Genomic DNA, 21,733 nt, shown 5'->3' on the forward strand with positions numbered 1-21,733 from the left:
GGACAAACGTTTGCTCAATCCATAAACAGTCTATTTCGCAGGGGATGTCAAGCCCGCTGCCGGATTTTTCAAAGAGCGGCGACAGAGGACCGGACGATGAGCTCGTCGGGAGGAAGCAGAAGACAGCCGGCGGGCTTTCCGCCATCCGGCGCAACGCCCTGGATGAGGTCGATCAGCCGGCGCGCGGCGACACGCCCCATCTCCTGGGATGGCAGCGCGACGGTCGTCACCTGCGGATAGACCACACGCGCGAGCAGATCGTCGTGCATGGTAACGACCGACACCTCCTCCGGCACGCGGACGTTTCGTTCGTGCAGCCGGGCGATTGCCGCAGCCGCCGTCAGCAGCGTCGCGGCATGGATCGCCGTCACACCGACGGCGAGCAGCTTGTCCACCGCCGCCGGCACCTCATCGGGACTGTAGCCCGCCTGCACGATGAGATCGTCGCCGTGATCGAGCCCCGCCGCGGCCATCGCCTCTTCCCAGCCGCGCCGGCGCATGTCGCCGTTGAAACGCCCGAGCCGGCCGGCAAGGTGGCCGATCCGGCGATGTCCCATCGCGATCAGGTGCTCCACGCCGATTCGCGCGGCGCGCCGGGTATCGATGGCAACGCAGTTCGCATCGCCGGACAGGTGCCGGTTGAGGACGACATGCGGCAGGTCCGTGCTGCTCAGAACCTGGCGCAGCCGGTTGTCGTCATCGAAGCTGGCGATGATGACGCCCTCGATGATGCTGGAGCGGGAGATGTCGGATATGATCTCGCGCCCATCCCCCTTGTCATAGGAAACAAGCAGCGCGAACCCCCTGCTGCGCGCCTCGATCTCCGCCCCGATGATGGCGGAGGCGAAGATCGGGTTTTCGATCTGCGGCACCACCATGAGCACGGTCGAGGACTTTGCGGTCTTCAGGGCGCGCGCGACCGGATTGCCGTGATAGCCGAGGCGCTCGGCCGTCTTGAGGATGCGCGAGCGGGTCTCCTCCGAAACGCGCCCCTTGTTCTGCAGCACACGGGAGATGGTCGAGACGTCCACGCCCGCCGCCGCCGCGACGTCACGCAGGGTGATGGCTGGATTCTTGTTGCTCATGTAAACCTCCTGCATGCATTCTAACGTCCAATCGCGACAGAGTGGAATTGCAGAAAACCACACGACTCGAAACAACGCGGAAAAGAGAACGACGCGCAGGAAACGGTTGACCGCGGACCTGAAGGCGAACTCCGCCGGAGGTCACACTGGGGCATTCAAAAATACCGGTGCGAAGCGATGGGCACGACCTGCCGGCAGCAACATCATTGACGCGTTGCGCGCAGGGAACAAAAATCGCCTCGGGCGTAAAAAAGCGCCGGGATTTGTAGAAACCGCTACTAGATTTTACAAGAAGAAATCAGCGTAAACCATTATTCTTGGAGGAATAATGGTGGGTGATCACGGGCTCGAACCGTGGACCCGCTGATTAAGAGTCAGCTGCTCTACCAACTGAGCTAATCACCCACTTGACCGCTCCAGCGGTCTGACGGGGCGTATAAAGGCCTTCGTGGAGCTTGTCCATAGCCATCCGGAAAAAAGATGCGTCCGCGGATAAATTTCTTCCGCAGCGCAAAAAACCGTCACAAATCCAATGTTCCCGACGCGATGCGGACCGCCTCGCCGCCGATGCGCGCACCGGCGATCGTCCCGCCCGCGATATCGAGATGGAGGTGGATGAGCGACGGGCGCCCCATTTCGACGCCCTGCTCGATCAGCAACGGATGGTGGCCGTCCACCAGCTTGTCGAAGAAGTGGATGGCGCCGGACATGGCCGCGACCGCGGCCCCCGTCGCCGGGTCCTCGGCAATGCCCATGTCGGGCGCGAACATGCGGCTGTGGAAGCGGGCGACGTGATTGACCCCGCCGCGGCAATAGAGATAGGCCGAGGCGAGCCGTCCCTCGGCGAAGGGCGCGCAGCGCTCCCAGAGCGTGGGGTCGAATTCCACCGCAGCGGCCGCCGCGAGGTCGTGCACCGGGATCATCACGAAGGCGACGCCGGCGCTCCACAACGAGGGAACGTGATTCTCGAAGCCGATCTGGCCGGGCTTCAGGCTGAAGGCATCGGCGAGCGCCTGCCGGTCGAACGCGGCCTCCAGGCGCGCCGTCTTGCGCGGCACGTCGAATTCCGCGAAGGCGGCCTTGCGCGCGCCGAGCCTGACCGCGCAGCGCACCGGACCGACATTTTCCTCCAGAACGCTGACGAGATCGCGCGGGCCCGCCTCGCCGCCCTCGCCCGCCTCGGCGATGGCGATCGCCGCGCCGACCGTCGGATGGCCGGCGAAAGGCAGCTCCCGGCCGGGCGTGAAGATGCGCAGGCGCGCGCTGTGCGCCGGGTTCTCCGGCGTCCTCACGAAGACGGTCTCGGAAAGATTGAACTCGCCGGCAATGCGCTGCATGGTGCCGTCGTCGAGATCATCGGCATCGAAGACGACGGCCAGCGGATTGCCGGCGAGCCGCGTGTCGGTGAAGACGTCATAGATGGCGTAGCGACGGGGCAAGGCATTCTCCCTGTTCGTTTTTTGCCCGAAAGCATCCTGCTAGAATTGCCCGAGGCGCTTCCTGCGGGCAAGGGAAAACCACACCGTGCGCCAATGGGCGTTTCCGCGGCCGGCAGGCCGGAGAACGGGTCACAGGTCGAGCGTCATCACCACCGGGCAATGGTCGGAGGCCTTCGGCCGGTCCCAGCCGACGCGGGGATACCGCTCCACCTCCTGCCCAGGCGGGAAGGGCGTACGGAAGGGCTGGCCGGCGCGGATGATTTCGGGAACGCGCTGCGCGTTGCGCTCGGCAAGCGAGGGCGAGAGCCAGATATAGTCGAGCTGGCAGAGATGGCGCTCCTCCGGCCCCCGGCTGTGATAGAGCGTCCAGCGGTCGTCCACCGGCCGGCGCAGCATCGGGTTCACGGCGAAACCGTCCGCGCTGAAAGCATCGAGCGCGCTCACCGCCTCCTTGCGCGGGATGAAGCGGTAGCCGTTGCGCTTGTCGCCCTCGATCGCCAGTTTCTCCTGATAGTCGTTCATGTCGCCGCAGATGGCGAAGGCCTTGCCCGCCGTATGGCCGGCGCCGAAGCGGTCCTCGATGATCCGGCGCACCGCCTTCGCCTCGGCCATGCGCACCGGCATGGTCGACTGGCGCCCGTCCATGCCCTCCCTGCCCGGCCCCATCGACTTGAAATGCACGACGTAGAGCGTCAGCGGCCGGCCGCCGATGCGCAGGTCCATCTCCAGGCAATCGCGCTTGAAGATCTTGTCGTCCGGGTTGAGCCCCTGCCCGAGATCCGGCGTATGGAGGTCGAAATCGCGATAGGTGACCGCGGCATGGCTGCGGATATCGACGCACTCGATGCGCTGGCCGTCGCGCGTCTCCTCGCGCATCAGCACGGAAACGTCGATGCCGCGGCTGTCATTGCCCTCGATCAGGTATTTCTGCCGGTAGCCGTTGCCGACCATGCGGAAGAGATAGCCGTATTCGAACGCCTGGAGGGCCGCCATGTTGTCGGTTTCCTGCAGGCAGAGGATGTCGGCATCCGCATCGGCGATGGCCAGCGCCGAATGCTGGCGGGCATCGTCGGTGTGCGCGATGGTGCGCGCCTCCTCCAGCCTCTGGTATTCCGCCTCGTTGCGGATGTCGAAGAGGCGCAGCACGCGGTCCTGGCGAAGCTGGTTGCGAAAGCCCGTGAAATCGAAACGGGTCATGAGGTTTTCGATATTGAAGGTGGCGATGCGTAGCGACATGGGGGCTTTCAAGGGTCCTTCGGGCAATGCCGGGCAAGTGTAACCGGCTGACCGGCAATGGAAAGCCGCTTTTCGCACCGGCGCCTGTCCTTCCCGGAATAAACCGGCCTGCCGCGCCGTTACCCAGTGCGGATGATGCGCATCCGGTTGCGGGCGGAGGATCGCTCATGGGGACTGTATCCAGCACAGCACGGGCGTTCCTGGCCGCATGGCTCGCGCTGCTGCTTCTCACCTGCCTGCCCGCCCGCGCCGCGGAAAGCTACATCACCGGTCCCGGCGAGGCCGCCCGCGCGGCAGGACGCGTCACCGAAGCGCTTGGCAGGACGCCGCAGGTGCACACGATCCGAATCACCGAAAAGGAGGTGAACCTCGTCATAGAGGGGGCCGGAACGGGCAACGTGGACGAATGGCGCGTGCGGCAGGCGACCCGCCTTCTCTTCTTCGAAGCCGAGACCGTCGGCGGCCCTTCGGCGCGGTCCGCACCGGCGATGGTGGCCGATCTTGCCAGCGGCCTCTTCCCGCTCGACGCGATTCCCCTTGCCAAGGCCGACCAGGTCGCCACCCGCGCCATAAGCTATGCGAAGCTCGAGAGCGGCGGCGCGGTGCAGTCGATCGAGATCTCCCGGCGCGTGAACCTCCTGCCGACGCCCTCCTACGGCGATATCCGCTGGGCGGTCTACGTCGCCTCGCCGCGCGAAAGCGCCACCGTCTACGCGGATGCCGGAGGCACGATCATCGGCGGCGACCTTTCCAACACCAACCGCGCCCGCCAGATGGATTTCTTCAAGGACGAGGACTGGCCGAAGGAGGCCGCGCTGGAAAGCCTCGCCTCCGTCATCGGCAACAAGCCTGTCGTCCGCGACCTGACGATCTACCCGAAATCCGTGCAGGTGAAGGCCGACCATCCCAGCCTGCCGGAAACCACGGTCGGCTATTCCTGGGACATTTCCGGCGTCACGCGCTCGCCCATCACCTCGCCGATGTTCCCGGGAACGTCGGCCCTGCCCGGCTTTTCGATCGGCGATGTCGACCTCTCCAGGCTCACGATGATCCGCGACAAGGCGAAGGCGGCCTGGCAGAACGACAAGTCGACGATGAGCTACATGATGCTGAAGCTCTCGACCGACGGGCCCGGCAAGCCGGAACTACGCTGGGTGGTACATTTCACCGATCTCGGCCAGCCGGGAGAAATGACGCTGTTTACCGCCAGCGGCACGGTGGAGGTGACGACGGACGGCACGGTACGCGCCGCCAACCTGCCCGATGCCCGCAAGCCGAAGCGCAACTGGCTCGACCCCGCCATGACCTGGCAGACGCTCGGCACGATCGGCGAGCAGTTCGGCAAGAACGCCCGCTTCGCCGAGATCACCGTCAGCAAGGATTCGATGAGCCTGCTTGCCGAAGTGCCCGACACGCCCGGCACCATGCGCGACTACAACGCCAACGACCGCGGCATCACCGCATCGAGCATGATGATGCCCTGGGATGCGGAATTCCGGCCCGAACGGCTCTTCCGCCTGGAGGACCTCGCCTTCTTCTCCGCCGAAAAGCTCGGCGAGCTGACGGCGCGGACCTTCACCCGCCTGCAGGTCGGCACGGAGATGGCGGTGACGCGCTACACCTTCTCCGTCGGCCAGCTGATGGCGCCGGACGGCAGCTTCATGGTGCCCTCGCCGGACGGCAAGGTGACGCTCGAAATCCGGCTGGAGGCCGCCGACGGCTGGAAGGGCGGGCGCATCACCTATTCCTCGACCGGCGAGGAAATCGACATCGTGATGCCGTAGGGCCTGCGACCCGTTACAAGGTCGTCAGCAGCAGGCTGGTTTCCGATTTCGAGACGCCGTCCATGGCGCGGATGCCGCGCAGCACGCGCTCGAATTCCACGAGATTGTCCGCGTGGATTTCCGCCACGAGGTCCCAGGCGCCGTTCGTCGTGTGCAGGGCGCGCACTTCCGGAAGGCCGCGCAGCGCCTTGATGGCGGCCAGCGTCTTCTGGCCGGTGATCTCGATCATCATGATGGCGCGCACGGCGTGCGGATCGTCGGCCTGCGTCACGCGCACGGAAAAGCCGGCGATGACCCCGTCGCGCGTCAGGCGCTCGATCCGGTTCTGCACCGTGCCGCGCGAGACCTTCAGCTCCTCCGCGAGAGCCGAGAGCGAGGCGCGGCCGTCCTTGCGCAGGAGGGCGAGGAGCTTGCGGTCGATCGTATCCATCACACCTGCCGGATTGTCAGTCTTTACTGGCGAAACGGCAATAGCACCCGCAATTTTTCCAGAAAATTGCCGTTTCGCCTGCCGTCGTCCTTGGCTAGCCTTGCGCTTCCCTCAATGCAACCGCTTTCGGCAGGCCCCATGACGAACGACACCGCACATGCCATCGCAACCGCGCGAACCCGCGACCTCTCGCTCCTGATGACCCGCTGGCCGAGCGTGACGGGCTCGCCGGACGAGGCGCATTTTTCGCACAAGCTGCGGGCGCATCTTGCCGAAACGCCCTATTTCACCCGCCATCCCGACCAGCTCTTCACCGTGGACAGCCATGGCGAACCGCTGACGCGGAGCGTCGCGGCGCTGGTGCGCGGCAGCGGGCGGCGCACGGTGGTGCTGGCGGGCCATTTCGACACCGTCTCGATCGCCAATTACGGCACGCTCGCGCCGCTCGCCTGCGATCCGGAACCGCTGACCGAGGCGCTTCTGAAGGAGCTGAGAAGCCGGCCGCTGAATGCCGCGGAAGCCAAGGCGCTGAAGGATTTCGAAAGCGGCGATTTCATTGCCGGGCGCGGCCTGCTCGACATGAAGAGCGGCCTTGCCGCCGGCATCGCGGCGCTGGAGCGTTTTGCCAGGCTGGAGGCCAAAGAGGGCAATATCCTCTTCGTGGCGACGCCCGACGAGGAGAACCGTTCGCGCGGCATGCGCAGCCTGCGCAATGCTCTGCCGGACATCGCCCGGCGCTTCGACCTCGACATTGTCGGCGGCATCAACCTCGATGCGTCGAGCTGCGAGCGCGACGGCGCGGAAGGCCGCGCGGTCTATCTCGGCTCCATCGGCAAGTTCGCGCCCTTCGCCTTCGTCATCGGCCGGCCGACCCATGCCGGCTATCCGTTCAACGGCACGAGCGCCCACCGCATCAGCGCCGAGATCGTCCGGGCCATGGATACGGTGCCGGAACTGAGCGACGCGGCCTTCGGCGAGCATTCTCCGCCGCCCGTCTGCCTTGAGGCGCGCGACATCCGCGATGGCTACGACGTGACCACGCCGGACCGCGTCTGGCTCTCCTTCAACTGGCTGACGCACCGGCGCAGCGCCAGCGACATCGTCGGCGAATTCCAGACCATCGTTTCTAATGCGCTGGAGACCGCGCTTCGAGCGCAGGACGACCACGCCACCCGCTATCGCGGGCGCGACACCGGGAAGACGGCAGGGCTCGTGCTCGACTATGCCGAACTGCTGGAGCGGGCCGCCGCGCGCGGCGGCCATGCAGCGCGCGCCCGGCTCGAGGCCCTCGACCGCGCGCTTGCCGGCAGCACCGACCCCCTGAAGGTCAGCCGCGAGATCGTCTCCGCCGCAGCGACCGAGGCCGGCATCGAAGGGCCGGCGGTGATCATCGGCTTCGGCAGCCTGCATTATCCGCTGGTGCATCTCGACCAGTCCGAGGCCGGCCGCCGGATGCAGGCACGGCTTCAGCCCGTAATGGAAGAGGCCGCGGCACGGCACGGCACCTCGATCAAGTTCAAGCAGATCTTCGCCGGCATTTCCGATATGAGCTTCTTCGGCCATCGGCCGGAGGCCGGCGAGACGGGCCTGCTGACCGCCAACACGCCGTCCGCGGCCTCCACCGACGACACACCGGAGGGCCTGCTCTCCTTCCCGACGGTCAATATCGGCCCCTGGGGTCGCGACTACCACCAGAAGTGGGAGCGCGTGCATGCGCCCTATACGTTCGGCGTCTTGCCGGACCTGGTGTTCGCGTCAGCGCTGGCCTGCCTGGAGGAATGACGCAGTCGGGACTTCGGCCCCTCATCCGGCCTGCCGGCCACCTTCTCCCCGCAAGCGGGGCGAAGGGGATATGGCGCACCCGCTTCCCCAACCAATAGCTGTTTCGTGGGCCACGTCCCCTCTCCCCGCCTGCGGGGAGAGGGTTAGGGTGAGGGGCAAACCCCACCCGCGTCGAACGCGATTCAGGCCGCAAGCCACTCGCTGGCGAGCAGCCGGCCGAGGCGGGAAATGCCTTCCTCGATCGTCGCACCGTCGGCGCAGGAGAAGCTGAGGCGCAGCGTGTTCGCGCCGCTGCCATCCGCATGGAAGGCCTGGCCGGGCACGAAGGCGACCTTTTCCGTCTCGATGGAGCGGGCGAGCAGCTTTGCCCCGTCCATGCCGGCCGGCAGCGTGACCCAGACGAACATGCCGCCCTCCGGTTTCGTCCAGCTGACGCCCTCGGGCATGTATTTCTGCAGGGCGGCGAGCATGGCGTTGCGGCGGGCGCTGTAGGCGGCCCTGATCTTCGCCACCTGCGCGTCGAAACCGCGCTCGGCGACATGGGCGATGGCCATCTGGTTGATGGTCGAGGAATGCAGGTCCGCCGCCTGCTTCATCAGCACGAGCTTGCGGATGACGGGCGCGGCCGCGACGATGTAGCCGACGCGCAGGCCCGGCGCGAGCGTCTTGGAGAAGCTGCCGCAGTAGATCGTGCGCGCCGCGTCAATGCTGCCCTTGCGGGCGATCTCCAGCGCCAGGATCGGCGGGATGGCCTCGCCGTCATAGCGCAGCGACTGGTAGGCGGCATCCTCGATGACGGGGATTTCCAGCTCTTCGGCGAGGTCGAGCAGCTTTTCGCGGCCCGCCCGGTCAACCGTCTCGCCGGTCGGGTTGGCGAAATCGGCGGAAAGATAGGCGAACTTGACGCGGCCGCCGGCTTCCGCCGCCGTCGCGTGATAGGCATCCGGCGTGCGGTTGCCGGAAAGGTTCAGCCGGTCGTAGGTCGGCTCATAGGCGTTGAAGGCCTGCAGCGCGCCGAGATAGGTCGGCCAGGTGACGAGCGCGGTGTCCTTGGGCGAGAGGAAAAGCTTTCCGAGATAATCGAGGCCCTGCTGCGAGCCGGAAACGATGAAGACGTTTTCCGCCGTACAGGGGATGCCGATCTTGCCCATCTCGCCGGCGAGCCAGTCGCGCAGCGGCTTGTAGCCCTCGCTGACGGAATATTGCAGGCCCGCCGCCGCGCCCTCGCCGGCCAGCACATCGGTATAGGCGGCCGAGAAGGCTTCCTTCGGAAACAGCGCCGGATCCGGGATGCCGCCTGCGAACGAGATGATATCGGGCCGTTCCAGGAGTTTCAGCAATTCGCGGATTTCGGATGCCTTCATGCGCGACGCGCGCGTGGCGAAGGCTTGTTCCCATTTGAACATAGGGGGTTTCCTCGGACGTTGTTGTTTGAACGCACCTCATCACGGTGCGGTTTTTATGTCAATAATACTGACCTAAATAATCGCAACAACAAAACATGCCCGCGCCCCAAGATTTCGTACGGGACTAATCTCGCCGGAGCGCCCGTGCCCCGGCGGCGGTTTCAGCCGCAGGCGGCGCTCAGGTGGCGCGGTCGCTGTAAAGGCTGAGCAGCACGAGCGTGGCTATACTGCCCAGGATAAAGAGATCGAACCAGGCGAAGTATTGGACAATCGTGGACATCGCATTTTCCTCCCGGCGACGGAACGAAACACGCCTGTATTTTGTTCCTGTTCGCCCTCCGGAGCAAGTTTATTACTTGCTGCACTGCAAAGAGGCGGAAGATGCACTGCATTATTTCAGAAGACCTGAAATAGAAAGCCGGGCGGAAAACCCGCCCGGCCCGTTGTCCTGCGCAAAGCAGAAGCGATTGCCGATCCCCGCATTGCCGGCAGGCATACCGACAGGAAGCGGGATCGGCAGACCCGTTAGTTGACGGCCTTGTCAACCAGCTTGTTCTTGCCGATCCACGGCATCATGCCGCGGAGTTTCGCGCCGACTTCCTCGATCTGGTGCGAGTCGTTGTTGCGGCGGATACCCTTGAAGCGGGCGCCGCCGGCCTTCCATTCCTGCATCCATTCGGAGGTGAACTTGCCGGTCTGGATGTCGTGGAGGACGCGCTTCATCTCGGCCTTGGTCTCGGCGGTGATGATGCGCGGACCCGTGACGTATTCGCCCCACTCGGCCGTGTTGGAGATCGAGTAGTTCATGTTGGCGATGCCGCCTTCATAGATCAGGTCGACGATCAGCTTGACTTCGTGCAGGCACTCGAAATAGGCCATTTCCGGCGCGTAGCCGGCCTCGACCAGCGTTTCGAAGCCGGCGCGGATCAGCTCGACGAGACCGCCGCACAGGACGACCTGCTCGCCGAAGAGGTCGGTTTCACACTCTTCCTTGAAGTTGGTCTCGATGATGCCCGAACGGCCGCCGCCGACGCCGCAGGCATAGGAGAGCGCGAGATCAAGCGCGTTGCCGGATGCGTTCTGGTGAACGGCGACGAGGCAGGGAACGCCGCCGCCCTTCTGGTATTCGCCGCGAACCGTGTGGCCCGGGCCCTTCGGCGCGATCATGACGACGTCGACCGAAGCCTTCGGCTCGATGAGGCCGAAATGGACGTTGAGGCCGTGCGCGAACGCGATGGCCGCGCCGTCGCGGATGTTGCCGGCGATCTCGTTCTTGTAGATGTCGGCCTGGAGTTCGTCCGGGGTCGCCATCATCAGGAGGTCGGCCCACTTGGCGGCGTCCGCAACGGTCATAACCTTGAAGCCGTCGGCTTCGGCCTTCTTGATGGTCGGCGAGCCGGCCTTGAGGGCGATCACGAGGTTCTTGGCGCCGGAATCCTTGAGGTTGAGGGCGTGGGCACGGCCCTGCGAGCCGTAGCCGACGACGGCGACGTTCTTCGCCTTGATGAGGTTGAGATCGGCATCACGATCGTAATAGACGCGCATCGATGGTTCCTTCCCTTCGCTAGTCTGTTTGCGTTGAACCGGCGGGCCTGCCTGCCGGCTTATCCTTTCGCGCCGTAAAGCGTCAGGAAGGCATCGACCGCCTTCTCCGCGCGGGGCGAGAATTCATTCTTGAGCGCTGCGGCATTCTCGCCGAGCAGCATGCGCAGGTGCATGTCGGAGACGATCAGGCCGTAGAGCGTGCCGTATGCCTCGTCCGCACCGTCGAAGGCAAGCAGCTTCGCCTTGCGGCCCGCCTCCAGGAGGGCAGCGGCGCGCCTGCTGATCTGCCGGCGGCCGCGCTCCTGCAAGAGGCGGCCGAGACCGGCGCCCTCGCGGCTCGCCTGGCCGATGGCAAGGCGGTTCAGCGCCAGCGACACATCGCCGGAAAGCACGTCGATCAGGTCGCGGGCAAAAGCGAGGAGATGCTTGCGCAGCGTCTCGGCCGTCAGTGCGCCCGCGCTCACCTCGACCGTGCGCACCTTGCCGGCCTGGTAGGTGATCATCGCCGAGATCAGCCCGTCGCGGTCGCCGAACCACTTGTAGAGGCTTTCCTTCGAACAGTTCGCCGCGCGCGCCACGCCAGCCGTCGTCAGCGCCCGCTCGCCGCCCTCCACGAGCAGGCCGAGCGCACGCTCCAGCACCGCGCCCTGACGTTCCGTCAGTCCCGCGGCCGCAGCCCCCGCTTTTGCCTGTTCGAACACCTGCAAGACGATCATCCATCCGTTTGCGTACCGTACCGTACGGTTCGGCAACCTTCTAGCGATCTCCGCATGGCCGGTCAACAGCCTTCTTCCAACGAATGAAAGAGAAGTGATTTGCCGTGCCGAATCTCTTTCCAGGCCGGGCCATGCGACATGCAATAATCGCTGCAATGCACAATGAGGCGGAAATTTTCTTTCCGCTATGTCGCTGATTTGAAACATAACTCTACGCCAAACGGACAGAGGGCCTGCCCGGCACAAAATTTTTCGCTTCCCAATCCGTTTCCGCTTGTTAAGATTTGTGAGACCTGCGGTGCAGCAGGCCGTTCGCATCGCGCGTCGGCACGCCGGCATCGGGGCTCTCAGTCAGGAGTATGAAGCCAATCGCCCTTACGCCAAGGAGACAGAAGATGATGAATTTCCTGCCAGACCTTCACGAAGGACATGCGCCCATCACTCTGCAGCAGCTGTTCGGCGCCGCCCTCGAGGCGCTCGACGCGTGGGAAGACGAACGCGCCGAACCGATGGTGATCTACGAGGACCAGATCATCCCGATAAGCATCGTTTTCGAAAGCATGCGGGCGTGCACCGATATCCTGCCGCGTACCCTGGCGGACATCGTTTCCGACACGCTTGCCCGCAATCCGGCGACGGCCGAGACGGAGATCGGCACCTTCGGCGATGCCGCCCATCTTGCCGGCGCCCTTGTCGAGCAGCGTCGCCTGTGCGGCGAGGCCGCCATCGCCGCCTTCCTCGATCATCACCGGGTCGACAAGCGCCGCCCGGCCTGATTCTCAAGAGGTCCCGTCCAGAACGGGACCTTTCTTGGCATGGCCCGACGGCCCCGCGAATAAGGGGCAGGCGCTGCGCGTTAAAGCTTCGCCTGCCCTCCTGCGACGGATCCCGCCATGCTTCGTCTCCTTGCGTCCATCCTGCTTCTTTCCGCCCTGCCCGTCCACGCCGCCGGAGAGCCGCCCTATGTCGGCACCTGGGATTGCGAGGTCTCGACCTTCACCTTCACCGCCGACACCTATGATTCGGGCGAAGGGCCGATGCCCATCCTGAAAAGCGAGCAGGACGGCGGCGCCTACATCCTGACCTTCGCCGACGACTATCGCATCGGCCTTGCCAACATCACCGACAGCGGGATGGACTGGGCCTCCGAGGCCAGCGGCGACACGTTCCACTGCAAGAAGATCGGGAACTGAGGGTGCGACGATGAGGAAGCCGATCCCTTTTTGCCCTGCTTGCCCTGGCGGCCACCGTCGCCATGGCCGAAGCGGCCGAAACCCGCTGCGGCTGGCTGCAGAACCCGACACCCGCCAACTGGTGGCTCGACGACAGCGAGGGGACCTGGACACTGATGACGCAGGGCGCCGGCAACGAGCCCGCCGGCTTCGACCGTATCCCCCGACATTTCCGCCGGCGACTATGTGCGCACCAACGGCAATTACGGCTATGCCTGCGCCTGCATGATGGTGGAGACCGATGCCGCGGAGGGCCGGATCACCGCCATTCACAGCGTCCGGCAACTGCCGATCTCGTAATGCGCGAACGATACGGCGCTGCCGGCGGTCGAATGAAAACCGTAGGCGATCCGGGCCGCGCGCATCTTGACCCGGAGCACCGAACCACTTATTTCTCCCGCATCGAGATTTGAACGTTGACTTCTGCATTTGCAGGCGCTTGCGCCTGCAGTTACGAACCTACCCTTCAAATTCGACCTCCCATGGTTGCCGTCCCGGCGACCGAAGATTGATTTGACGGCTTAGGAAAGGTTTCGTCATGGCAACTGGTACCGTAAAGTGGTTCAACACGACCAAGGGTTACGGCTTCATTCAGCAGGACAGCGGTGAGCCGGACGTTTTCGTCCACATCTCCGCCGTTCAGCGCGCTGGCCTCGCAGCGCTCAACGAAGGTCAGAAGGTCAGCTTCGAGCTGGTCCGCGACCGCAAGTCCGGCAAGATGTCGGCTGACCAGCTCGTCGCAGCCTGATCGGCCGCGACAGCATTGAAATCGGAAAGGCCGGAGCGATCCGGCCTTTTTTGCGTCCGCCCCTCGCACACTTGGCCATGCAACGGCAGCGACGCAAATTACTTGACTCAGTCAAATAAATGGCGACGATGATGATCGAAGGAGATCATCATGACGGCCATTGCCCCTGAGGAACCCGGTGCGGACACGATCGAAGCGGTCCGCGCCTTCAACCGCTTCTACACCAACCGCATCGGCGTGCTCGACCGTGCCTATCTCGACACGCCCTATACGCTGACGGAAGCGCGCGTCATCTACGAACTCGCCAATGGCGGCGCCACCGCCGCCTCGCAACTGACGACGGAACTGTCGCTCGACCCCGCCTATGTCAGCCGCATGCTGAAACGTTTCGCGGGGGCGGGCATGGTCGACATCCGCCAGGACCCGGCCGATGGCCGCGGACGGCTGCTGAGCCTGACGGAGAGCGGCCGGGCGGTCGCCGCCGACCTCGCCACGCGGTCGCGGGAAAGCATCGCGACGCTCATCGAGCCGCTCGACGCAGCGGCGCGACACAGGCTGACGGCGGCGCTCAGCGCCGTCACGGCCCTCCTTGCCGGGCAGGAGCCTTCAAGCCCGATCCGGATCCGCCCCCACCGGGTCGGCGACATGGGCAGGGTGATCGCCAGCCAGGCCCAAAGCTATGCGGAAAGCTACGGCTGGAACGAGGAATACGAGGCGCTCGTCGCCGAGATCTGCGCGAAATTCCTGCGCGACTTCGATCCGGCCCGCGAGCACTGCTGGATCGCCGAACAGAACGGCGCGCTCGTCGGCAGCATCTTCTTGGTGAAGGCCAGCGAGACGGTGGCCAGGCTGCGCCTGCTGCATGTCGCCGAGGCCGCGCGCGGCCATGGCCTCGGCACCCGCCTGGTGACGGCGTGCATCCGCTTTGCGCAAGACGCCGGCTACAGGCGGCTGGAGCTCTGGACGAACGACATCCTGACTGCCGCCCGCCGCATCTACCAGGCCGCCGGCTTCACGCTGGAGAAGGAGGAGACGCACCACAGCTTCGGCCAGGACCTCGTGGGGCAGACCTGGGCGCTCGACCTTGCCGGCTGGCAGGAACCGCTCACGCCTCCTGCAGCGCGCGCTCCAGCCAGCGGCACTCCTGAAGCCCGGCCCGTATGAACGGATCGACAAGCGTGCCGGAGACGATCGCCGCAAGGACCTGCGGTGCCGGCGGGATTTTCGCGACGGTCGCCACAAGCCGGTCGCGCAGCCAGGCGATCGCCCGCGAATCCGACTGGTAGAAGGGCGTGAAGACGTAGGAGAGCAGCTGGAACAGCCGGACATGGTTGCGCCGGGCGGCCGCATAGGCCGCCAGCCCTTCCTCCAGGGAGGCGGCCGTGGACAGGGCATGCGCCAGCGCCGCCGCATCGAGCAGCGCCATGTTCGCCCCCTGCCCGAGCTGCGGGCTGGTCGAATGGGCGCTGTCGCCGATGAAGGCGATGCCGTCCGCCACGGGCGGCAGCGTGGTGCGGTGGGCATAGCGGGCGAGCGTCAGCTGGTCCCAGTCCGTGATCTGGTCGAGGAAGGGCGCGGTCTCGGGCCAGTAGTCGAGGATGCGCCCCTTCCAGCGCTGGAGGCCGGCCTGCTGCACCGCGCCCGCATCCGCCGCCTTGAGACTCCAGAAAAAGGCGACCTTGCGCCCCTCGCCCGCATGGGCCCGGCCGACCGGCAGCACGCCGATCATCACCTTCGCCGCGTCGTAGCGTTGCGCGAGCGCCTGCGCATCGTGCGGTATGCCGTCGCAATCGAGCGTCGCCCAGAAGGCGCCCCAGGGCAGTTCGCGCACAGCGGGCGCGACGACGGACGCGGCGGCAAGCTGGGAACGGGCGCCCGTCGCGTCAACCACCAGGTCGTAGTCGCCGACGATCTCGCCCTCTGGATCGTGCAGGGCGGTGCGCGCCTGCCGCGTCTCGGCCTTGGCGAGCGTGATGCCGGTGCGGATGGGCAGGCCCACGGCCGCCACCGCATCATGCAGGGTGGCAAAGAGCGCCGCCCGATGCACGGCAAGGCCATAGCGGCCGCCGGCCAGCGCATCGTAGCGCACGTCGAGCACCGTCCGCCCGCTCCGCGCGTCGGCCCCATGCAGCCGGTCGATGCGGTTGCCCAGCGCATGAATGGCCGGGGAAAGGCCGAGCGCATCGAGCACGGTGAGCCCGGTCGGCTGCATCAGCAGGCCGGAACCGACGGGGGACGGCTGCTCGAAGCGTTCGATCAGCTCCACCCGGTGGCCGGCGCGCGACAGGAACAGCGCCGCCGCAAGCCCCGCGGGCCCGGCGCCGGCGATACCGATATCGAGTGGCTTCATGGCCGCCTTCCCTGCATGCGGCTCCGGAGCCCAGCGGCCGGAGCGTCAGTCCTTTACCGCGTCGTAGGCCTGTCGGGCGGCCCGGATCGCGGCATGGTTCTCGCTAGACCACTGCACGAGGGAGCGCAGAAGAGCAAGGAAGGAATGGCCGAGCGGCGTCAGGCAATATTCGACGCTCGGCGGCTGGGTGGGATAGACGGTGCGCGTCAGATAGCCGTCGCGCTGCAGGTCGCGCAGCGTCTGGGTCAGCATGCGCTGCGAAATGTCGGGGATGAAGCGGCGCAGCTGCGAAAAGCGGCGCGGCCCATCGGCAAGGCCGAGAATCATCAGCGACGTCCACTTGCCGCCGACGCTGTCCAGCACGTCGCGCACCGGACAATCGTCCATCGACATGGCGACGCCGTCGATGAGAATGACGCGCTCACCCTCGGCACGGTCGACGATCCTGTTCATGGCCGGTTCCCTCCAGGTAACCACCGCAGAAAAAACTGCCTTCTTTACAGCTCCTATCAGATTACCAGATAAGAGCAAGTCTCAATTAGAGACCAACGCGCAGCAGGACCAGGGCGCCTCCCCGCCACGCCTGCAGGAACGGTCCGCAAGGGCCCAGAAAGGCCCAGAAAGGCAAAACATGACCGACACAGTTCTCGTTACCGGCGCCTCCGGCCAGCTCGGCCGCCTCGTTATCGACGCGCTCCTCGCCTCCGGCAAGCTCGCGCCCGCCAACATCATCGCCACGACCCGCGACGTCTCGAAGCTCGCCGCCTATGCCGACAAGGGCGTCACCGTGCGCGCCGCCGATTTCGACGATCCGGCCTCGCTCGACGCGGCCTTCGCCGGCGCCGGCAAGGTGCTGATCATCTCCACCGACGCGCTCGACACGCCCGGCAAGCGCCTCGCCCAGCACAAGGCCGCCATCGCCGCCGCCGCCAGGGCGGGTGCGAAGCACATCCTCTATACGTCGATGCCGCAGCCGGACAATTCACTCGTCACCTTCGCCCCCGATCATCTCGGCAGCGAAGAGGCGATCAAGGCGACCGGCATCCCCTACACCATCCTGCGCGACGGCTGGTATGCGGAAAACCTCTTCATGTCGTTGCCGCATGCGCTGCAGACGGGCTCCTGGTACACCTCGTCCGGTGCGGGCAGGATCGCCCACATCACCCGCGCCGACACCGCCGCCGCCCTTGCCGGCGCCGTGCTGAAGGCCGGCAACGAGAGCCGCACCTACACGCTGACCGGCCCGAAGACGCACACGGCCGAGGAGATCGCCGCCATCGTCTCCGCAGCGACCGGCAAGCCGCTTGCCGTCGTGCATGTCACGGATGCCCAGCTTGCCGAGGGGCTGAAGGCCGCAGGCCTGCCGGAAGGCTTCGTGCCGACCATCGTCTCCTTCGACGCCAACACGCGCGAAGGCAGGATCGCGATGGTGACGGAAGACGCCGAGGCGCTTTCCGGCCGTGCGCCGACAGCCTTCGAGGACTTCGTCGCCGCGAACAAGGCCGCGTTTCTCGGTTGATGCCATTCAAGGTGCGGCGCTCGAACGGGCGCCGCAAGGCCTGTCAGACGTCCTGGCCGCAGGCGCGGCAGAAGCGCCGCACGGTCTCCGCCATGCCATGTTCCAGCGCGTCGGCGGTCAGGCCATGCCCGATCGACACTTCGGCAAGACGCGGGATGCGCGCGACGATCGCCGGCAGGTTGGCGACCGTCAGGTCATGGCCGGCATTGACGTCGAGGCCGAGCTCGAAGGCGATATCCGCCGTCTCGCCAAGTCGTTCGACGATCCGCGCCGCCTCGGCCGGATCGTCGTAGCAGCCGCCATAGGGGCCGGTGTAGAGCTCGATCCGGTCCGCGCCGACCTCCTTCGCGATGGTCAACGCCTCACGGTCGGGATCGCCATCGGCAAAGACCGAGACGCGCAGCCCCAGCTTCTTCAGCCGGCCGACGATGTTGCCGAGGAGATTATGGTTCTCGCGGAAGTCCCAGCCGTGGTCGGAGGTCGCCTGGGAGGGATCGTCGGGCACGAGCGTCACCTGCTCGGGGCGATGCTCCTCGACGAGCCGCATGAAGCCCTCTTCCGGAAAGCCCTCGATGTTGAATTCCGTGCCGGAAAACTCGGTGTCGATGAGGCTGCGGATCGGCGCGAGATCGGAAAAGCGGATATGGCGCTGGTCCGGCCGCGGATGCACGGTAAGGCCGCTCGCGCCTGCCTGAAGGGCGATCCGGCCAAGGCCGGTGACGCTCGGCCAGGGCAGGTCCCGCCGGTTGCGCAGCATGGCAATGGCATTGAGATTGACCGACAGTTTCGCAGGCATGGCGACGCAAACTCCTCTTGCAGGCCACAAGCTCTAGCCTGTTGTTTCCACAAGGGCAATCGCCGCAAGGCGGCCGCAGGCCGGCGCCTTGCGGCTTTGTGGCGGGAGCCTGTGCATGCCCCCTTGCCGTTGCGCAAGAATCACCGGTAGAATCCCGATGATTTTAGGGGATGCCGGGTCGGCGTCCCGTCTTGGGGAACGGGAAGGAAATCGGGCAGCAGCGATGGTCTCCTCTGTGGCGACACCATGAGCAGGACCGACAGGCCGGCGTGCGAACGTGTGCGGCGTGCGCTTGATGCCATCATCACGAGCGAGGCCTTCGCCCGCTCCGGGCGGTTGCGCTCGTTCCTTTCCTATATCGTCGAAAGCGAGCTCTCCGGCAAAGCCGCCCAGCTCAAGGGCTACAGCATCGGCATCGACGTCTTCGGCCGGCCGCCGGGTTTCGACGCCGGCAACGACCCGCTCGTGCGCGTCCAGGCCGGCAAGCTCAGGAAACTGCTGGAGCAGTACTACGAGACGGAAGGCGCAGGCGACCGCCTGCGCATCCGCGTGCCGCTCGGCAGCTACGTTCCGGAATACAGCGCCGCCGAGGACGAGCCGGAAGCGGTGGACGACGCCTCCGCCATGCCGCCGCCCACGGTACGGGCCGCGCGGCACAAGCCGGAAGTGCGTCGCTCCTGGCTCCCCGCGCCGGTCTCCTCGCCGCTCGCCCTTTTCTCGCTGCTGCCGCTGTTCTTCCTTGCCCCTTCCATCTACCCGGATGCCTCCAGCGCGGCGATCGCCAAGGCGCAGCTGGCGCTGTCGGTGCAGAACAAGCTTGCCGGCCTCGCCCAGGCGCTGCCGAGCCTCCACATCCTGCAATGCTGGCCATCGGGCGGCGAATGCAATGCGCTGGCCCGCGCCATCGCCGGCTCCGCCGGCTACCACAGGACCGTGCACCTCGTCGATTTGCGCGAAGCGCCGGAACCGCACGCGCTCTCCTACGCCCTTCGCATCGAGAACCGTCCGAACGGACACGGCGTTTACGCCCGGCTGATCCACGAACCGTCCGGGACCACGGTTTTCACCCGCCATTTTTCACACGAACAGCTCCGCAGCGAAGGCGGCCTTGCCTATGAGGCGGTCGCTTTCGCCGCCCGCGCCCTCACGGCCACCGGCCCGCTCTATCGCCATGCCATGCGCACGGGAACGGCCAGCAGCCTCATGGAATGTCTCGCGCAGGCGGAGCAGGACCCGCCGCGCGGAACACCCGGTGCCGGTGAGCCGATCGCCTGCAACCTGGCGCCGGCGACGCTGGCCGGGGTCTCGCCGGCGGAGAGCCCCGTCACCACCCTGACGCGCTGAGGCTCCCGCATCCAACCGGCAGGCGGCGCCAGAAAATACATCCCTAGATATAACGATAGGCACGCCCCTCCCTTGGGTTTATTTTATGATGCAGGGCGGATTGGTAGTGTGTGCCGCTCGGATTCAGGATTCCGCACAATCGAGTCGCGAACGGAATCTGGAATCCCTGCACGATCGCATACAGTTTCATCGGCATGCACAGCCGGCGAAGCGGTGAAGGGCATTGTCCGCCGGCGCGTCATCCAGCCTTCGCAGGGAGGCTGGTCATGGGCCGGCGACCGGGGGTTAAGCACATGACCAATCTACTTCTTGCGGGCTGCTTTCATGATGACCAATGAGTCGAAGAAGGCCGACAGCCGCTCGGGCGCGCGCAAATCCATCCGTTTTCTGCCAATCGCGCCCCTGCCGGAGAACCTGCCCGAAGGACGCCTTGCCATTGCGGACATGGCCAACGCCTTCGGCGTGACCCATCGCACGCTGCATTTCTACGAGGAGAAGGGCCTTTTGACCGCGGCCCGCGTCGGCCCCATGCGGGTCTACGGCCCGGATGAGATCCAGCAGATGGCGGTGGTCAACACCTGTCGCGAGACGGGCATGCCGGTCGCGGTGATCCAGGAACTGCTGGAACGCCTTTCCGCCGCCGAAAGCCAGGAGGAGGCCGACGGCGTCTTCCGCAACGCCATGACCGCCCGCAAGCGCGAACTGGTGGCGCAGCAGTCGACGATTCGCCGTCAGATGCAGCAGATCAGCGAACTGCTCGACTTCAGCTCCGCCCACGAACCGGAGACGAACGACAACACGCCCCGCGCCCACCTGACGCCGGCCGAACTGCGCTGCCTCGCCCTGATGGCGGAAGGCTACCCGACGAGCCGCATTGCCCGCGCGCTCGAGATCGAGCCCGGCGAAGTGCAGGTGATGGAAAAGAACATCATCGCCAAGTTCGACAGCAACAACCGTTTCCAGGCCGTCGCCAAGGCGGTCATGCTCGGCATCGTCGGTCACTGAGACCGGCGAGACGGGCCGGACATGACGACCGGCCCCTTCCATCCGCTTCCTGAAAAGCGGTCCGTCGCGCGGGTCCTGTCTATCGCACGACGGTGAGCGTTTCCGCGGCGCGCGTAATGGCGGTGTAGAGCCAGCGTTCGCGCGTGTCGCGGAAAGCAAAACTTTCATCGAACAGCACGACATTGTTCCACTGCGAGCCCTGCGCCTTGTGCACGGTCAGCGCATAGCCGAAATCGAACTCGTCATAGCGCTTGCGCGTCGACCAGGGGATTTCCTCGTCGAGATTCTCGAAGGCGGCCTTCAGGAGCTTGATCTTGGCCGCGCCGCGATCCATGTCGTCGTCCTCCGGCCGGATCATCAGGTTGATGCCGGGCTTCACCGTCTCCTTGGACGAGCTCATCACCTGCCAGAGCGAGCCGTTGAGCAGGCCCTTGGCCGGGTCGTTGCGCAGGCACACCAGCTTGTCGCCGGATTGCGGATAGTCGGTGGTAAAGCCCTTCAGCTCGCGCAGGCGCTGGTTGTAGCGCCGCCGCGTCCGGTTCGTGCCGACGAGCACCTGGTCGGCATCGAGCACGAGCGTCTGGTCCACCTCGTTGCGGCCGATGACGCGCGCGGCGCCATAGTCGCCATAGGCGATGTCGCTGCCCTCGCGCACCTGCATGGCGAGCTGGATGATCGGATTGTCGCGTGCCTGCCGGTGGATGTCCGTCAACAGATAGTCCGGCTCCTGGTTGGTGAAATAGCCGCCGCCGGAAACGGGCGGCAGCTGGCCGGGATCGCCGAGCACGAGGATCGGCGTGCCGAAGCTCATCAGGTCCTTGCCGAGCGCCTCGTCGACCATCGAGCATTCGTCGACGACGACGAGGGCGGCCTTGGCGACCGGGCTCTGGCGGTTGATGGAGAACATCGGCGAGACCGAGGTCTTGCCCGTCTCCTCGTCCGCCACCTCCTCTTCCCCGCGCGGACGGTAGATCAGCGAGTGGATCGTCTTGGCGTTGGTCGCGCCCTTGGAGCGCAGCACCTGGGCGGCCTTGCCGGTGAAGGCGGCGAACAGCACCTCGCCGTCGACATTCTCCGCAAAGTGGCGGGCAAGCGTCGTCTTGCCGGTGCCGGCATAGCCGAACAGGCGGAACAACGGCTCGCGCCCGTCCTTCAGCCACCGCGCGACGGCCTTCAGCGCGTCATCCTGTTGGGGTGCAAATTCCATGACCGGACTTGGCAGGATTCGGCGCCGCGAGGCAAGGGGGACGTGGCCGTTTCGCGGGCTGGCGGACGGATTCGGCGCCCGGGCGATTTTCCCCTGTTCGCCGACGCCC

Annotated in this window: 20 protein-coding genes, 1 tRNA gene and 1 pseudogene; 10 read left to right on the forward strand and 12 right to left on the reverse strand. The window is 65.8% G+C overall.

Annotated elements, in window-relative coordinates:
- Positions 1-68 precede the first annotated feature (68 nt).
- The 4 genes from AABF56_RS09775 to AABF56_RS09790 all read right to left on the reverse strand — a co-directional run bounded on the left by AABF56_RS09775 (position 69) and on the right by AABF56_RS09790 (position 3,760).
- Positions 69-1,085 carry a LacI family DNA-binding transcriptional regulator gene (locus AABF56_RS09775; RefSeq protein WP_272805776.1) on the reverse strand — a complete coding sequence of 339 codons (1,017 nt, stop codon included), beginning with the start codon at positions 1,083-1,085 and terminating at the stop codon, positions 69-71.
- A 329-nt stretch (positions 1,086-1,414) separates the two neighbouring features.
- Positions 1,415-1,490 (reverse strand) — tRNA-Lys (locus AABF56_RS09780).
- Positions 1,491-1,606: 116 nt separating this feature from the next.
- Positions 1,607-2,524, reverse strand: coding sequence for a PhzF family phenazine biosynthesis protein (locus AABF56_RS09785; protein WP_272805777.1), 918 nt, complete (start codon positions 2,522-2,524; stop codon positions 1,607-1,609).
- Positions 2,525-2,653: 129 nt separating this feature from the next.
- A complete protein-coding gene (locus AABF56_RS09790) occupies positions 2,654-3,760 on the reverse strand; it encodes an endonuclease/exonuclease/phosphatase family protein (protein ID WP_244766686.1) in 1,107 nt (368 codons plus the stop codon).
- A 167-nt stretch (positions 3,761-3,927) separates the two neighbouring features.
- Here AABF56_RS09790 and AABF56_RS09795 point away from each other — a divergent pair, with 167 nt between their 5' ends.
- Positions 3,928-5,544, forward strand: a complete 1,617-nt coding sequence (locus tag AABF56_RS09795; RefSeq protein WP_272805778.1) for a hypothetical protein — start codon at positions 3,928-3,930, stop codon at positions 5,542-5,544.
- 13 nt (positions 5,545-5,557) lie between these two features.
- On the opposite strand, the gene AABF56_RS09800 is transcribed toward AABF56_RS09795, so the two are convergent.
- The gene (locus tag AABF56_RS09800; protein ID WP_272805779.1) at positions 5,558-5,974 is read right to left on the reverse strand and encodes an Lrp/AsnC family transcriptional regulator; all 417 of its coding nucleotides are present in this window, start codon (positions 5,972-5,974) and stop codon (positions 5,558-5,560) included.
- A 138-nt stretch (positions 5,975-6,112) separates the two neighbouring features.
- Between AABF56_RS09800 and AABF56_RS09805 the strand changes: the two genes are divergently transcribed.
- On the forward strand, positions 6,113-7,756 hold the full coding sequence (locus AABF56_RS09805) for a M20/M25/M40 family metallo-hydrolase (RefSeq protein ID WP_272805780.1): 1,644 nt from the start codon (positions 6,113-6,115) through the stop codon (positions 7,754-7,756).
- A gap of 182 nt (positions 7,757-7,938) precedes the next feature.
- Here AABF56_RS09805 and AABF56_RS09810 read toward each other — a convergent pair whose 3' ends face one another.
- The 3 genes from AABF56_RS09810 to AABF56_RS09820 all read right to left on the reverse strand — a co-directional run bounded on the left by AABF56_RS09810 (position 7,939) and on the right by AABF56_RS09820 (position 11,423).
- Complete coding sequence (locus AABF56_RS09810) at positions 7,939-9,162, reverse strand: aminotransferase-like domain-containing protein (RefSeq protein ID WP_272805781.1); 1,224 nt, start codon at positions 9,160-9,162, stop codon at positions 7,939-7,941.
- 525 nt (positions 9,163-9,687) lie between these two features.
- A complete protein-coding gene (gene ilvC / locus AABF56_RS09815; protein WP_244766691.1) occupies positions 9,688-10,707 on the reverse strand; it encodes a ketol-acid reductoisomerase in 1,020 nt (339 codons plus the stop codon).
- Positions 10,708-10,766: 59 nt separating this feature from the next.
- Positions 10,767-11,423 carry a TetR/AcrR family transcriptional regulator C-terminal domain-containing protein gene (locus tag AABF56_RS09820; RefSeq protein ID WP_272805782.1) on the reverse strand — a complete coding sequence of 219 codons (657 nt, stop codon included), beginning with the start codon at positions 11,421-11,423 and terminating at the stop codon, positions 10,767-10,769.
- 395 nt (positions 11,424-11,818) lie between these two features.
- On the opposite strand from AABF56_RS09820, the gene AABF56_RS09825 reads away from it, so the two are divergent.
- The 5 genes and pseudogenes from AABF56_RS09825 to AABF56_RS09845 all read left to right on the forward strand — a co-directional run bounded on the left by AABF56_RS09825 (position 11,819) and on the right by AABF56_RS09845 (position 14,567).
- The gene (locus AABF56_RS09825; protein WP_244766693.1) at positions 11,819-12,199 is read left to right on the forward strand and encodes a hypothetical protein; all 381 of its coding nucleotides are present in this window, start codon (positions 11,819-11,821) and stop codon (positions 12,197-12,199) included.
- A gap of 117 nt (positions 12,200-12,316) precedes the next feature.
- Positions 12,317-12,616 (forward strand): hypothetical protein, encoded by a 300-nt coding sequence (locus tag AABF56_RS09830; protein WP_244766694.1) that lies wholly within the window; start codon positions 12,317-12,319, stop codon positions 12,614-12,616.
- Positions 12,617-12,678: 62 nt separating this feature from the next.
- Positions 12,679-12,955, forward strand: a pseudogene (locus AABF56_RS09835) (DUF4087 domain-containing protein).
- Positions 12,956-13,193: 238 nt separating this feature from the next.
- The gene (locus tag AABF56_RS09840; protein ID WP_064330432.1) at positions 13,194-13,403 is read left to right on the forward strand and encodes a cold-shock protein; all 210 of its coding nucleotides are present in this window, start codon (positions 13,194-13,196) and stop codon (positions 13,401-13,403) included.
- 150 nt (positions 13,404-13,553) lie between these two features.
- Positions 13,554-14,567 carry a bifunctional helix-turn-helix transcriptional regulator/GNAT family N-acetyltransferase gene (locus tag AABF56_RS09845; RefSeq protein WP_272805783.1) on the forward strand — a complete coding sequence of 338 codons (1,014 nt, stop codon included), beginning with the start codon at positions 13,554-13,556 and terminating at the stop codon, positions 14,565-14,567.
- On the opposite strand, the gene AABF56_RS09850 is transcribed toward AABF56_RS09845, so the two are convergent.
- On the reverse strand, positions 14,509-15,753 hold the full coding sequence (locus AABF56_RS09850; RefSeq protein ID WP_272805784.1) for an FAD-dependent oxidoreductase: 1,245 nt from the start codon (positions 15,751-15,753) through the stop codon (positions 14,509-14,511). The genes AABF56_RS09845 and AABF56_RS09850 overlap by 59 nt on opposite strands.
- Before the next feature lie 45 nt (positions 15,754-15,798).
- Complete coding sequence (locus AABF56_RS09855) at positions 15,799-16,206, reverse strand: winged helix-turn-helix transcriptional regulator (RefSeq protein ID WP_272805785.1); 408 nt, start codon at positions 16,204-16,206, stop codon at positions 15,799-15,801.
- 178 nt (positions 16,207-16,384) lie between these two features.
- Here AABF56_RS09855 and AABF56_RS09860 point away from each other — a divergent pair, with 178 nt between their 5' ends.
- The gene (locus tag AABF56_RS09860) at positions 16,385-17,272 is read left to right on the forward strand and encodes an SDR family oxidoreductase (RefSeq protein ID WP_272805786.1); all 888 of its coding nucleotides are present in this window, start codon (positions 16,385-16,387) and stop codon (positions 17,270-17,272) included.
- Between the two features lie 43 nt (positions 17,273-17,315).
- On the opposite strand, the gene AABF56_RS09865 is transcribed toward AABF56_RS09860, so the two are convergent.
- On the reverse strand, positions 17,316-18,068 hold the full coding sequence (locus AABF56_RS09865; RefSeq protein WP_272805787.1) for a pyridoxine 5'-phosphate synthase: 753 nt from the start codon (positions 18,066-18,068) through the stop codon (positions 17,316-17,318).
- Positions 18,069-18,314: 246 nt separating this feature from the next.
- On the opposite strand from AABF56_RS09865, the gene AABF56_RS09870 reads away from it, so the two are divergent.
- Positions 18,315-19,412, forward strand: a complete 1,098-nt coding sequence (locus AABF56_RS09870; protein ID WP_272805788.1) for a hypothetical protein — start codon at positions 18,315-18,317, stop codon at positions 19,410-19,412.
- A 324-nt stretch (positions 19,413-19,736) separates the two neighbouring features.
- The gene (locus AABF56_RS09875) at positions 19,737-20,417 is read left to right on the forward strand and encodes a MerR family transcriptional regulator (protein ID WP_398431854.1); all 681 of its coding nucleotides are present in this window, start codon (positions 19,737-19,739) and stop codon (positions 20,415-20,417) included.
- Between the two features lie 79 nt (positions 20,418-20,496).
- Here the strand turns inward: AABF56_RS09875 and AABF56_RS09880 are convergent, their stop codons facing one another.
- Positions 20,497-21,624, reverse strand: a complete 1,128-nt coding sequence (locus AABF56_RS09880; RefSeq protein ID WP_244766702.1) for an ATP-dependent DNA helicase — start codon at positions 21,622-21,624, stop codon at positions 20,497-20,499.
- Positions 21,625-21,733: the final 109 nt, after the last annotated feature.

This window comes from Shinella sp. WSC3-e, from assembly GCF_945994535.1.
Taxonomy (GTDB): domain Bacteria; phylum Pseudomonadota; class Alphaproteobacteria; order Rhizobiales; family Rhizobiaceae; genus Shinella; species Shinella yambaruensis.

Bases quoted from the DNA above. Each gene is read 5' to 3' on its own strand.
- AABF56_RS09800 (WP_272805779.1), bottom strand. From the start codon at position 5,974: ATGGATACGATCGACCGCAAGCTCCTCGCCCTCCTGCGCAAGGACGGC.
- AABF56_RS09845 (WP_272805783.1), top strand. From the start codon at position 13,554: ATGACGGCCATTGCCCCTGAGGAACCCGGTGCGGACACGATCGAAGCG.
- AABF56_RS09855 (WP_272805785.1), bottom strand. From the start codon at position 16,206: ATGAACAGGATCGTCGACCGTGCCGAGGGTGAGCGCGTCATTCTCATC.
- AABF56_RS09810 (WP_272805781.1), bottom strand. From the start codon at position 9,162: ATGTTCAAATGGGAACAAGCCTTCGCCACGCGCGCGTCGCGCATGAAG.
- AABF56_RS09865 (WP_272805787.1), bottom strand. From the start codon at position 18,068: ATGCCTGCGAAACTGTCGGTCAATCTCAATGCCATTGCCATGCTGCGC.
- AABF56_RS09790 (WP_244766686.1), bottom strand. From the start codon at position 3,760: ATGTCGCTACGCATCGCCACCTTCAATATCGAAAACCTCATGACCCGT.
- AABF56_RS09825 (WP_244766693.1), top strand. From the start codon at position 11,819: ATGATGAATTTCCTGCCAGACCTTCACGAAGGACATGCGCCCATCACT.
- AABF56_RS09860 (WP_272805786.1), top strand. From the start codon at position 16,385: ATGACCGACACAGTTCTCGTTACCGGCGCCTCCGGCCAGCTCGGCCGC.
- AABF56_RS09820 (WP_272805782.1), bottom strand. From the start codon at position 11,423: ATGATCGTCTTGCAGGTGTTCGAACAGGCAAAAGCGGGGGCTGCGGCC.
- AABF56_RS09805 (WP_272805780.1), top strand. From the start codon at position 6,113: ATGACGAACGACACCGCACATGCCATCGCAACCGCGCGAACCCGCGAC.
- AABF56_RS09870 (WP_272805788.1), top strand. From the start codon at position 18,315: ATGAGCAGGACCGACAGGCCGGCGTGCGAACGTGTGCGGCGTGCGCTT.
- ilvC (WP_244766691.1), bottom strand. From the start codon at position 10,707: ATGCGCGTCTATTACGATCGTGATGCCGATCTCAACCTCATCAAGGCG.
- AABF56_RS09875 (WP_398431854.1), top strand. From the start codon at position 19,737: ATGATGACCAATGAGTCGAAGAAGGCCGACAGCCGCTCGGGCGCGCGC.
- AABF56_RS09880 (WP_244766702.1), bottom strand. From the start codon at position 21,624: ATGGAATTTGCACCCCAACAGGATGACGCGCTGAAGGCCGTCGCGCGG.
- AABF56_RS09795 (WP_272805778.1), top strand. From the start codon at position 3,928: ATGGGGACTGTATCCAGCACAGCACGGGCGTTCCTGGCCGCATGGCTC.
- AABF56_RS09775 (WP_272805776.1), bottom strand. From the start codon at position 1,085: ATGAGCAACAAGAATCCAGCCATCACCCTGCGTGACGTCGCGGCGGCG.
- AABF56_RS09830 (WP_244766694.1), top strand. From the start codon at position 12,317: ATGCTTCGTCTCCTTGCGTCCATCCTGCTTCTTTCCGCCCTGCCCGTC.
- AABF56_RS09850 (WP_272805784.1), bottom strand. From the start codon at position 15,753: ATGAAGCCACTCGATATCGGTATCGCCGGCGCCGGGCCCGCGGGGCTT.
- AABF56_RS09840 (WP_064330432.1), top strand. From the start codon at position 13,194: ATGGCAACTGGTACCGTAAAGTGGTTCAACACGACCAAGGGTTACGGC.